Origin of the sequence: Paenibacillus sp. V4I5 (assembly GCF_030817255.1) — a bacterium.
Classification (GTDB): Bacteria; Bacillota; Bacilli; order Paenibacillales; family NBRC-103111; genus Paenibacillus_E.
In genome coordinates this window covers 6,909,457-6,923,037 of the sequence record NZ_JAUSZB010000002.1, presented here as the reverse complement: position 1 = coordinate 6,923,037, position 13,581 = coordinate 6,909,457, and the positions used below count along the sequence as shown (strand labels likewise).

General features: G+C 44.6%; 6 protein-coding genes. 1 reads left to right on the top strand and 5 read right to left on the bottom strand.

The features are described 5' to 3' along the window. Positions 1-4 precede the first annotated feature (4 nt). Positions 5-7,000, bottom strand: a complete 6,996-nt coding sequence (locus QFZ78_RS33445) for a putative Ig domain-containing protein (protein WP_307553700.1) — start codon at positions 6,998-7,000, stop codon at positions 5-7. Between the two features lie 289 nt (positions 7,001-7,289). On the opposite strand from QFZ78_RS33445, the gene QFZ78_RS33440 reads away from it, so the two are divergent. Continuing rightward, positions 7,290-8,129 carry an AraC family transcriptional regulator gene (locus QFZ78_RS33440; protein ID WP_307553698.1) on the top strand — a complete coding sequence of 280 codons (840 nt, stop codon included), beginning with the start codon at positions 7,290-7,292 and terminating at the stop codon, positions 8,127-8,129. A gap of 65 nt (positions 8,130-8,194) precedes the next feature. On the opposite strand, the gene QFZ78_RS33435 is transcribed toward QFZ78_RS33440, so the two are convergent. From QFZ78_RS33435 to QFZ78_RS33420, 4 genes are all read right to left on the bottom strand, one after another. After that, on the bottom strand, positions 8,195-9,868 hold the full coding sequence (locus QFZ78_RS33435; protein ID WP_307553696.1) for a type 2 periplasmic-binding domain-containing protein: 1,674 nt from the start codon (positions 9,866-9,868) through the stop codon (positions 8,195-8,197). A gap of 112 nt (positions 9,869-9,980) precedes the next feature. Beyond that, positions 9,981-10,874, bottom strand: a complete 894-nt coding sequence (locus tag QFZ78_RS33430) for a carbohydrate ABC transporter permease (RefSeq protein ID WP_307553694.1) — start codon at positions 10,872-10,874, stop codon at positions 9,981-9,983. Between the two features lie 17 nt (positions 10,875-10,891). Continuing rightward, the gene (locus tag QFZ78_RS33425) at positions 10,892-11,839 is read right to left on the bottom strand and encodes an ABC transporter permease (protein WP_307556010.1); all 948 of its coding nucleotides are present in this window, start codon (positions 11,837-11,839) and stop codon (positions 10,892-10,894) included. Between the two features lie 361 nt (positions 11,840-12,200). Next, positions 12,201-13,175 carry an aldo/keto reductase family protein gene (locus QFZ78_RS33420; RefSeq protein WP_307553692.1) on the bottom strand — a complete coding sequence of 325 codons (975 nt, stop codon included), beginning with the start codon at positions 13,173-13,175 and terminating at the stop codon, positions 12,201-12,203. Positions 13,176-13,581 lie beyond the last annotated feature (406 nt).

Below are 13,581 nucleotides of genomic sequence, written 5' to 3'. Positions count from 1 at the left end.
TCGATCATTTCTTCTCCAGATACATGTTACTTCTTGCCTGATGGTCATGTGGAACGGTTACCGTGATCATCTTGACGGTTACGTTGCCGACCTTGTCGGTTGCCGTGTACGTAATGGTATAAGTACGTCCGGTACCTTGCTCCGATCGTTCCGCTCTTAGGATGTATGATGAATCCAAGGTGCCATATTCGGCATTTTGAATATCGTTCGGTTGATCTTCGGCACTCGTACCTTGATCTGGTTCATTGCTGGTTATCGAGGTCAGAACGATCGAATCGATCCCGGATAGGCTATCGTTTCCATATACCTGTGCAGTAACCGTTACAAGACTATGATTCGGAGGCCAAAGCTCGGTCTTATCTAACACGACATTCAATTCCGGCGCTGTTTTATCGATCTGGATCGTGACTGTGTGTGCCCCTTCTACATTGCCAGCGTTATCCACGCTCCAATAGACGAGGGAATGTGTACCTTCCTTTGTGACGTTGACCGTCGTTCCCATCTGCTCAATGCCGCCATTCAACGTGTAATAAGTTGCTGCAACTCCGGATCCGCTATCACTAGCAGCCAGATTGACCATTACGTCATGATTGGCCCAGCCTTGCTGAGCATCGTCCGTCGTTGTCGGCGCAATCGTATCAACAACTTGAATATCGACCGTCATGTTCGCCGTTGCTCCTCTTGCATCATACACGGCGAATGTTATGCCATAGCTGCCAGGTATTTGCGGCGTCCAGGCAAATTGTTGAGAAACGAAGGACGCCCCAAGCGGTAAATGATTCGAACTGTAGGTTAACGCGTCCCCATCCTTGTCTACCGCATAGACGGAAAACGTAACACTGGTGCCTGATTCCGTCGTCATAGCTGGGATTGGTGTGAAGACCGGAATCGAATTCAGCGCCTCGAGCGCGCTAATGATATCTGCAGTTGCTGCATCAATGGTCCCCTGATTCGCTGTGTTCGGCAAGGCGTTGGCGTTATCGATTGCGGTTTTGAGAGCCTGCCACTTCTCCTCTGAATACTGATTCTCATCCATCACATTAACTTCGGCTTTCAAGACATCCAACAAGGTTCTGTCTATAACCTTCTTATAAAACTCGAGTTCGGCTACATTGGCGTTTCCATTAGAAGAGTAATAGCGATAATAACGATAGTTCGTCGTGTTTGGAATCGCCATCGTATACCATTGATTCTGGGTGATACCGCTGATGGTATACAGATCTACGAAGTTTGTTCCATCGTTAGAGCCTTGAATGAGCGCTCCGTTCATACGAGCTTGAAAATTAGTTCTCGGAATGAATTTGACACTTCCAATTAATTTTTCATTTCCTGTACCCAAGTCAACGAGAATCCAACCAGGATTAAACTCGGTATCGGGAGATGTAGTCGTATTGCCGTCAAAGGCACGCCATCCATTTTGTGCAGCGTCATATTTTTTGTCCCATGACCGGTGGGAGGATACAACCATCGAAGATGTCAAGGTGATCTTTTCCGCAGGGAGGGTACTTGCGGACACCAGCAACAGTTCAGCCTGATCAAGCTCAGCTGCAAGCTGCTCCATATTAGCTCCCGTTGTTTTCATTGCCCCTTCAATCCTCTTTACTTCTTTGAGGTAGAGGTAATAGCTGCCCTTGGTGTAAGTTACTGGCGAAACGATATTCAGATTTACTTTGAAGTCCACGATCTGGCTAACCGTAAAATTGCCGTTGTTGACCGTAAGGGTTACAGGGTTACTGCCATAATCCGCTTGGGTCGGAGTCCATGCGAGAACGCCGTTTGACGTACCCAATACCGCACCCGCAGGCAAATTTACGGCACTGTAAATCAGAGACTCGCCCGTAGGATCAGTTGCAGGTACCTGATAAGTGAACGGTTGTTTCGCTGTCAGTTCCACAGTTGCATCTGGGGAAATAATCGGCTGACCTTTTACGGTAATCCTGACATCCCGCGAGGAAGTCAATTCACCGGCTGTTGCGGTGAAGGTTACGGAATATTCGCCGCCCTGTTCCTTACTTGGCGTCCATTCAAAGGTTCGGGTATCCGCATGGAAGGTTGATCCCTCAGGCAAGCCGATAACTCCGTATACAACATCAGTTACTGCATTCGTCGCATGAACATTAAACGTAAGTTTATTTCCCGCAATGACGGTTTTATTGCCAATGGCACTAATCACCGGTATTCCCGGAATATAAACCAATCCTTTCAGCGCCGTCAACAGATTGGCTGCCGCCGTATCAATATCATCCTGCTTTGCGTTGGCATTATCAGCTGCTAAATTGGCTGCAGACGCTGCCTCTTCGAGAGACTGCAAGCTTGCTGCAGTGTATACGTTAGTATCAATAGCTGCCGTCGATTCATCCAGCAAGTAGGCGAGCAGCGTCTTGTCAATGCCTCTCTCCAGGAACTCTACTTCTGTAAAGTTCACGAAACCGTTATGATCATCATAGATACGGATATAACGGTATGGCGTCGACTCCGTATTGATGCCGGAATACCATTTGAATTGTGTCACGCCGCTAATCTTGTGCAGATCTGTCCAATTCACTTTATCATTTGAGCCTTTAAATACGGTTCTATTGGCACGATCGAGCAGGGTGTTACTACCTTCCCTTGGTAGGTAGCGGAAAGTATCAACCACTTTTTCATTGCCTGCGCCAAAGTCTATATCAACCCAGCTTACAGCTGATCTGGTATGGGTAATATTAGTCAGGATTCCATCGAAAATAAACCATCCATTTTGCGCTTCAGAGATATTGTCGTTATTCCAGCCTTTCTCAGATGCCCTGACCATAGATGGCTGCACCTCGACTTTCGTGAGGAGCGTTCTGAACGAAACAAGCAGTTGATGGGCATCGTGAATTTCATTAATCAACTGTTCCTCATCAAAACCGGGTTTAGCCATCTCCGCTTTGATTCGATCCAATTCTTTGTGGAACAGGTAGAAGCTCATCTTCGTATAATCTTTTGCCGGAAGGTTCTCAGCATCTGCTAAAACGAATGCAATGGAATCCGCGTAAGCTGAAGCAGTTGCCGAGAAAGGCCCTGCTGTACCGTCTCCATGAACGGCTATAACCTTATAATGGACACTACCGTATTTTAGGCTTGCTTCTTTGAATGAAGTCTCTCTCGTACCCGTGAGAACCTCCGTCCAAGGAGAACCGTCTGCCAATTCCATTGTACCTGGTTTAAATACCGGATCGGTCAAGCTGGCTGCCTCATCCTTGGTGCTATACAGATTGAACCAAGAAGCTTGTTTCGGTTTATTCCAGTTAACTGTAACTTGGTCCTTCACTTTTACAATGAAAGGCGAAATGGTACCTTGAGATGTTTCCGTTACGGTTACCTCATTGAACTGCGCCTGGTCGGAAGCCGCAACGCCGATATAATATGCATACGTCAATACGGTGAACATCTTCGCAACAAAGTTCCATTCTACTCCGTCCTTGGATACAAAAGCATACACAAACTGCGAATCATGATCACGCGCCAATTTAATGTATGGATACTCTGCCACCATGTACCCATTAATCCTCGCATTTAACGGGCTTGCCACCTGGTTGGACGATTGATGGAAGGATATCCTAGTACGGTTTTGCAAGACGAGATTCCCGTCCTGATCAGCGCCGAAATAAATGTAACGGCTATTGGCAGCGAGCTGATCACGCATCATAATGCCACTCGCTTCTCCAGATTGACTATCGATTTTCGCACTTATGGAACTGCTGCCGGCTGCAACTTGACTGACAAAATGTAAAGAATCATTGATATACCGTTTGTAAATATGATAGTCATCACCTATGCCCAAACCGGTACCACCTGCACCATCGATTGCAATAGAAGCGCTATTGATCGCAGCAGAGCCAGCCGTTGTGCTTAAGCGGTCATCCCGCCATGCTGTATCGGCATTACCGGAGACCGGTACCGATAAATCAACCTTGGCGCGCCAGGAATCCCAGCCTGCACCGTTTTTGTTAACCGCAGCCACTTTATAGTAGTACACTTTCCCGTTCTGAACTGTCAGATCTTTGAAATAATTGCCGGTTACTCCTGTCGCAATTGTCACATAATCGCCGTTCTCCGTTTCTGAGCGTTTAATGGTATAGGACTGACCGCCAGACGTCGTTTTCCAGGAGATGCCGACATAACCGTTGCCTACAAGCGCATTGGCGAAGTCAACGTGGAACGGTTTCGGAGCAACCTCAATATCCGATGTCAATTTCAACACCATCGCGGATTTAGGGGCAATGGTCACTTTCCCGTTCACAATCGGTACACTCGTTCCTGTCACCAGGTCGAGTATCTCGCTTCCGGTATAATCAGCTGGCAATTCAACATCGAACGACTTTTTGTTGCCATACTCGTCGCGTGTTGTATTGAACAGGACGAAGTATTTCCCATATCTTGTCGTCATCAAATCCGTGTAGCCTGAGTAAGGGTTATCCGCCTCGTAATTATCGCGATTGACTGTGCCTACACCCGGCTGATAAGCCATCGGAGCAATTTCTCCAGCCAGTGCTTGAGGTGCGCCGCTCACGTTCCCTGCCTGATCGGACATGTAATCGACGTCGATATTAGCCGACCGCATATTATAGTCTTCATATTGGAAGATGTTATTGGTGGCGATTTGCACGTTATGGTCATAGTTGTCGTTCATAACACGAATGCGCCCGTTGCTTACCGCACCCCGGTTGCGTTCATACAACGAACCGAACATACGGAAGTCGCCATCTCTGAGTGAAATATACATATTATCGATATCGACCCATGCGAAACGCTCATAGTTATCCGGGTTTACTCCGAGCTCGGCAATTTCCTCCGGCTTATAATAATCGAAATCGGTTTGTGGAAGGACAACCCCAGCCGCAACACTGCCGAACCGGCTGTATTCGGCACGATCTGCCGTAACGTATTGGTAGGCATCCTCCAGCAAATAATCGACTGCGCTCATCGATCCCGTGTTCCCAAAGCCATTATTGAAAAACTGGTGATCCGCAAGCTGCTGCTGCAAATATCCGACTGCTTCTTTCGCATACAGCCAGTACTCATCCCACTCCGGGCCGCTGTATCTTTGTTCGTTTTTAGCCATCGTCATTTCCAGGGCTGCATACTGCAACGCCATTTGAGATGCCACTCTCACACCATAAGCATAAAATCCTGGCATACCCTGATTTCGTTCGTCCGTTACTTGCTCCGCTCTCATAATTCTCTTTCCGTTGTTATCCAAATCCGTATAACGGACATATCCGCGCGCGTGCAAAGTTTTCAACGCCAATTTCAAGATTTCGTCATTTACTTCCTCGTCGCCGGCGTGGTCTAACGTTTTATAAAAATAACTCTTAAGGTAGTTGCTTGCCTCTCCGTAATTGGCGACATAGGTATTTTCCCTTGTAAGACCTGCCTCAGATATGCCGGTGTAATGCTTGCCGTACGGCAGCCGTCTGACAACCTTGCCTTCCGAATCCAGCTTGCTCTTGGCAAATCCTTTCCCCACAATTTGGACAAAATCATCCGTAAATACCGCTTGCCCATCGTGATAGAACAGGGAATGGTACAAATCCAGTTCTTCATCATTCGGGCCGACCAGCACTTCTTCGCCCAGGAACGGTTTGGCTCCCAGTGCTTCAAGTAAAATCTCATGGCTGCGCTCTTTGCCTTCGTAGAATCGCGAGCCGATCAGGCGAAGCCCTTCATGAGCCTCCCACGCGCCTTCATACGTGTAGACGACCTGATTGTAAATGTAGGATAGCCTTGCGCGAGCAAAGTCGAAGTTCGCTTTTAACGCCCGTTCCCACGCTTCGCGTCGCGTTAAATCGCCGCCGTTCCAGTCCACGCCTGCAAGCGAGAACTCTCCTGCAACGGTTCCCGTAACAAGCTGTTGATCCAGGAAAGCATTAAACGCAGCTTCACCATAGATAGAATCGTCTTTAATGAGGTTCTCGACAATATACAGAGCTTCGCCAAGCGCCCCGTAATAGCCGCCCCAGTCACCCTGATGTCCTCCTCGCAGCACCAGTCTCGTATTGCCATAGTAATCCTTTACATGATTGTCAATCGTTTTGAAAATACGCTCAATCGCCGCCTTTTTTAATTGTGGCGTATTGGCAGGCGACCATTCCTGCTTCAGTACAGTCGCATAATATTTGAGCTCGTCCTGATAGCGGATGATCGATAATTTGCCACCCGCCCCTGCATCGATTTTGGCTGAGTAATTGTTGAACTTATCGATTTGTCCTTGCGTATACGCGTTAATCAAAGCGAGCTTCTCCGCATCCGTCTTATCCGGTGCAAGAATGGAATCCGGCGTCTGATCCTGCTTCAATTTGCTGCCCTGCGTTTCTCCATCTACATTCAAGTAGGCCTGCGTATGCGTGTAAGCATTATAATAGCCTCTTGAAGCGGTCTCCACTTTGCCCCATACATTCAACGTTTTAATCGTGATTTCAACCGTCTCTTTGCCCACTGTAGATTCAAGTGGAAGCATGATCGTGTTATAGTAGAAGCGATTGGGCAAAATCCAGCCCTTATTAATTGCTTCATAATCGCCGTGCCTGACATAACCGACCTGCTCGCCGTTAATATTGACCACACTATTGCCATTCGACCCTTCATCTCCCGAGAACTTCATGGTGAAATAGTTTCGAAGGTAAGGATCGACCTTTATCGTAAACGTTAAATCCCCACCCTGTCCTTCGGCCGGAACACGCGGATTCGATACCCGGGCGGATTCGCCGATAAGTCCGGTGATTGCGGTTGTAAAATCTCCTTTGAACTGGTGTGCGCTTTCAGATGCAGCATCACCGAATATAAGCTTATCCAAATAACCATTCTCATTCGCAACCGCAGCTTCACTAGCTGCTGAATGCGTCGTATTCAATTCTTCCGCTAATGCTGGAATAGGAGCTGTAATCTGTAAAAACAATGTAACTATTAGACCGACTGATAAAACTTTCTTAACATGATTGGTGGTACTTCCGAGTTGCTTGAATAAACCTTTACTCATTGTTTTCCTCCTATTATTAAATAAATGACCAACTTCCATTAAAGCGTTTTCATCCTTTATTTTAAAAGGAATGAAATAATTTTCGATGCCCCTTTCCAAATAGAATTTGCATCCATAATTCATTATACGTTCATCGGATATGGAATTAAATAACATAATTTGATACTGTATGAAACAATATTACGATTTACTACCCATATACTCTCTATTGTTATTTGAAATCACTGATATTACAATTAAAAAAAAAGCCTTCATAATTTATATAACTAAATTCGATAGGAGTGGTTCTATGCCTATGTACCGTCACTTTTATTTGCCCAATTTCGCCGAGTTTAACTTTTTTTGCTTCCCGCATTCCGTCGGGAAGTACACACAGCCTGAAGAACATAATGTCCATCGCGAAGAAGGTGTAAGAGATTTCAGTTTGCACTTTATAGTAGGCGGTAAGGGATATATGGAATTGGATGATACTGTTTACACATTAAAACAAGGAGATGTCTTCCTTCATACTCCTTTTCAGAAAATGCGCTACTACCCATCCGAAGATGACCGTTGGGAAATTTACTGGATGCAGTTTAACGGCAGTAAACTGCCTGACTATTTGCTGGAAGGCGGCTTTCACGAGTCGTCTGTATGGTTTATGAATGATATCGGAATGTTGGAACAAGCCTATCTCGACTTGCTTGAAGAAATTGAAGAGAATGACTTCTTGCGACCATCCAAAATATCCGCACTGACCTATTCAGTACTGGTTGAATTTATGTGTAATGCCATTCCTTTTTCCAAAAAGAGGGGGGCACATAACGTGGATCGAATCATTCATCTCCTTCCGATTATGCAAGAAAAAGCACACCTCCCATTTACCCTGGATGAGTGGGCGGACAAAGTGAAACTAACGCCAAATTATTTCTGCAGTCTATTCAAAAAAATAACGAAAATGACACCGATCGCCTATATCACAAAATGTAGAATCCAAAAGAGCAAAAAAATGCTGCTCAGCGACCCGCATATTCAAATCAAAGAAATCGCCATAGATTCCGGTTATCCCAGCGTAAGTTATTTCAACAAAATTTTTATGGAGATGGAAGGTGTTACTCCGAGCGATTTCCGAAATAATCATTTCAAGTAAAAATGAGAAAACCGCTTAGTTTCCGTTATGGAGACTAAGCGGTTAGATGCAGCTTAACCAATTATTTATTTCTTCTTTGTACTGTCCATCGCTTTTTGAGTAATTTCCAAATAACGATCTAATTTCAATTTATTAAAGCCTTCTATATAGGCATCCCAATCAGATGCAAACTTTTTGTTTCCGGTAATGAATTTAACCTTATTTTCATCTACATATTTATTGATATTTGTGAGAAGCATGGTGTATTCCTCGACAGCCGCCGGATCAATAAACATGTTGCCCGGGAACGATTCTTTTGGCTGGAATCCGTCATAAAGCTGGGTCGCCTTGAACAATCTCAGTTCATATCCCGCTTTCGCTTTGATATCTTGATCTGCTGCCCAAGACGCTCTGAAATCTTTCGTCTTAACAAAAGGACCAACCTCGCTCCAAGCATTGTTATGCTTACGTGTTTCACCTAATGGAAGCACAATTGGCTTGTATTTTGCAGGTTTTCCGTTCAGATCGAGATCGGAAGCGGTTCCTTCCGTCCAGTTAACGCCTTTTTCCCCATGGGTTGCCCGAATTGTACCCTCATCCGTCACCAAATAGTCGGCAAGCTTAATGGCAGCTATTTGTTGTTCTTTGTTTGCCTTATTCGATATTGCAAAGTTGGCGCCCCCAAGGTTTTTGCCCCCACCATACCCTGTCGTTTGAACACCGGACGGTCCTTTCAGTGGAGGAATTGCCTCATATTGCAGGTGAATCGGGTTATTGGGATCAAAGAAAACGTAGGGATGAAGCCCTATAGCGACGCCTGTTGTCGCGATTCCATCCCGGTTGACAACCTGCTTATATGCAGGCCCGTTTTGCGAGAAGGCACCCGGATCGATCAAGCCTTCCGCGTAAAGCGAAGCTATATATTCAAGGCCGGCTTTAAACTCCGGCTTGTTTGCAGTAAATTCTGCTTTACCGTCTTTTGATATAAAATAACAAGGAGCATTGTTGCAATGTGTGCCAGAATCATCATTAATAAAAGCGTTCATCAAAACACTGGCTACAGGGTTTCCGACAGCTCCGCTTAGAGGTATCTCATCCTTTTTCCCATTGCCGTTCAAATCTGTCTCTTTAAAAGCTACGAGCATTTTCTTAAAATCTTCCGTTGTTTTCGGCATTTCCATTCCGACTTTTTTCAACCATTCCGTATTCACCCACATCTTGGAGCCGAAACTGCAATGGTAGCATTCATTGATTGCCGGCAACCCGTAAATATTTCCGTCTGGTGCTGTAATACTTTTGTAATTAGGGATTTCTTCCATTCGTTTTTTAATATTGGGTCCATACTTGTCAATGAGCTCGTTTAATGGAAGAAGTACGCCTTGTGATCCCAATTTCATCAGCTCCGAAGGGGTAATGACATCGGACCAGTTCAAAAGGAAAATGTCTGGATAATCCCCGCTCGTAAGAGCAAGCTGCCTCTTCTCTTTAGCCGTTTCATTCGAGTTAATCTGAATATTCAATTTTACATTCAGCTTTTCATTCATCTCTTGCGTGAATTTGTTCGCATTCATGTCCAGTTCTGGATCGCCGATCATAAAAGCCTTAAGTGCTACAGGACTTTTATTCGCATCAGCGGAGGCTGACGGATTATTCGTGCTTCCAGCGTTGTTATTGCTGCCAGCGTTATTTGTTGAGCAGCCTGCCAACACCGTACCTGCAAGAAGTAGTATACTAAGTCCCCAAATCATTGTTTTTTTCACGTGTAGCCCTCCTTATTGATTTAAAAAACAGTTAAACTCAATTTATTAGCTAGCTCCACGATTAGCTGTTATTAAAAATGCACTCACCTCCTTACGAATTCTCCCTGACGGATCATCCCTTCAGCGAGCCAATCATGACCCCTTGTACAAAATGCTTCTGAACGAACGGATACAGGATAAGAACCGGCAGGCTGGAGACGACGATCAAGGAATATTTCATAAGCTCCGCGAGTCCTTGCCTTCTGAGCGTTTCCGAAATATCTGTGGGATTCTCAGAAGTATTGAGAAGCAATATATTTCGAAGAACCAGCTGCAACGGGTATAATTCAGAACTCTTTATATATAGCAATGCGTCAAAGTAAGCGTTCCATTGTCCTACTGCAAAGAGCAGTACCATAACGGCAATAATAGGTTTGGAAAGAGGAAGAACAACACGAATCAGGAAACCCACGTCGCTGCATCCGTCCATTTCGGCTGCGTCAACCAATTCATCGGGAATCGTGTTTTGGAAAAATGTCCTTGCGATGATAATTTGAAAGACGCCTATTGCTTGCGGGAGGATAAGAGACCATCTGGAATCGATGAGATGCAAGTTCTTCACAACTAAATATAAAGGTATTAATCCACCCCCGAACAGCATGGTGAAGGTTAGTATAAACATCAACACATTGCGTCCGTAGAAGGTCTTGCGCGAAAGCGGGTAAGCCATCATAATGGTCACCGTGAGAGAAACCAGCGTACCGATTGTTGCATATAACAATGAATTTCCGTACCCTACAAGGACTTGCGCATTTTTAAATACGGTCTCATAGCCAATAAGCGTAAAATCAACCGGATACAGCCACACCTTACCGGAAACCACCGCAAAGGGGCTGCTAAATGATGCACTAAGGATATAAATCAATGGGTAAAGGACAACCAACATACCTATTGTTAAACAAGCATAGATGACTGCAAGCAGCATCCTATCGCCGGGCGATTCTTTTATTGATCTCTTCGTCAGCATGAATAAACCTCCCTCCCTTACCACAAGCTGTTATTAGTAATCCTCTTGGCCAATGCATTAACACTGATCAGAAGGATTAAATTGACTACGGAATTGAATAGACCTACGGCTGTTGCATAACTGATATTCGCATTAAGCAAACCGACTTTATATACATAAGTTGCGATGATTTCGGATGAATCCGCATTCATCGGATTTTGCATCAAATATATCTTTTCAAAACCGACTGACATCATATTGCCGAGACTAAGAATCAATAAAATAATGGCTGTAGGAAATATCCCCGGAAGATCGATATGGATGATTTTCTTCCATCTCGATGCCCCGTCCATTTTGGCCGCCTCATAAAGCGTAGGGTCGATTCCTGCGAGTGCCGCAAGATAAATAATTGTGCCATAACCGACATTCTGCCATACATCCGACCAGACATAGAGGGACTTAAAATAAGCGGGATCTCCCATGAAGTTAATCTTTTCAAAACCAAAGGACTCCAAAATATTGTTAATAACACCTACTTGAGGGCTAAGCAGCAACGACATCATCGAAACAACGATAACCGTTGAAATGAAATGAGGTGCGTACGTTACCAACTGCACGAACCTTTTGAAAAATGCACTGCCGACCTCATTTAATGCAAGCGCAAACAAAATTGGAAGCGGAAACCCGACAAGCAGACCATAAATGCTTATACCTAAAGTATTCTTTAAGATAAGCCAGAAGTAAGGGCCTTCAAAAAAATATTGAAAGTGCTTCAATCCGACCCACGGGCTTCCAATAATTCCTTTTATAACGTTAAAATCCTTAAATGCCAATGTCGCCCCATACATCGGAACATATTTAAAAGTAATTAGTAGACTTAAGGGCAGCAAAATAAGTAAATAAAATTGCCAATGCCTCATTATTTTCTTATAGATCGTATTTCTCGATGTTGTCTTCTGCAGCTTTTTTGAATCACTGACTACCATAGATTCCAAAGATGTTCTCCCCCCTATATAATAAGCGTTTTCAAAATTCACAGCTGATTGCTTCTCTCCAAGAAACATTTGATCGCAAAATTCATTTAATACAAAATTACTTTATAACTATATTATAAATGACTGATACCACAATAAAAATAGAAGAGTTTTATTAACTATATAACTAAATTACGTTTATACTAATACTTCACAATAGGCAATTTGTCACCTATGAGACCACTTATGCAAAAAAAAACCACCTTCCTTTTGAACTTGAAGAGTGGGTAATTTTGGATGATATTATGGAAACTGCCGGTCCTATGATAGGAATCTCCATATCATTGGACCGGCAGTCAGCTTGCATATACGGTTATCGCAGAGGCGCAAAATCTTTTACCTTCTGTAAGCTGTTTTCGATGGCTTCCAGCATATCTGGCAGCAGCTTTACCTCCACTGCCTTTACGTTCTCTTCAATTTGTGACGGCCGGCTTGCTCCGATCAATGCAGAACTCACGCCCGGCTGGCGAAGCACCCAAGCGAGCGCAAGCTGCGACAATGTTATACCCGCTTGTCCAGCTATGTTATCCAATTCTTGAACGCATTGCAGCACTTCCTCGCGGAAATAGCTTTTGATTACGCCATTCACGGCATTGTTTGCCGCTCTGCTGTCTTGAGGGGGCTGTTGACCCGGCTTGTACTTTCCTGTCAACACACCTTGCGCCAGCGGTGAAAACACAATTTGACCGATGCCCTCACGTTCGCTTAACGGCATAACCTCTCGTTCAATATAACGTTCAAACATGTTATAGATCGGTTGATTCGAAATAAAAGGGTGTAGGTTCAACCTCTTGGTTATTCCAACCGCATCCGCGATTTGTGCTGCGCTCCATTCACTTACGGCCGCATACAGTATTTTACCTTGGCTAACAAGGTCATTTAATGCACGTAGTGTTTCTTCCAACGGCGTTTGATTATCATAGCGATGGCAAAAATAAACGTCGATATAATCGGTGCCTAAACGTTTCAAGCTGGCATCGCATTGCTCCATGATATGCTTTCGGGATAAGCCTCTATCGTTCGGTCCCTCCCCCATCGCGAAAAACACTTTCGTAGACAGCACGTAGCTCGATCTGGAATACGGCTTCAGCGCAGCGCCAATCGCTTTCTCTCCTTCGCCTCTATTATACGCATTAGACGTATCAAAAAAGTTAATGCCGCTTTCGAATGCTTGACGAACGCATGCATCAGAAGCCTCTTGTTCCGCAACCGTTCCATAAGTTAACCAACTTCCAAGACCGATTTCACTAACCTTGATACCGCTTGCACCTACACGTCTGTATTTCATTGCCAATCTCCTCTACTTATAAGTTAGGGTTATTATAAAACGTTGTTCCGAAATGTGGAAGTACGCATTATTTTTTAATTAAGTAACCTTAACTATAGTATCTATGCTAAAATAATTCGAAGATTGCCGTTCGTATAAACCATGACTATCACATTTCAGCCCTGTTGTCTTCGAAACTATGTCCGATAGGATGATCCCCGGCTCGCTTATTCCCGTTTAGAATTCGAGTTACGGTATGCGGAGCGATATTGACTCGGAGTAGTGCCCATGTACTTTTTGAACCGCCGCACGACGGATTTCCTGCCACGCTCGGCCAATTGCAATATGCTGCTGCTGCTCACCGGATAAAGGGAAGATGTTTCTAATGATCTATTAAGTCCATAAATTCTTTCAATTCTTTCACATT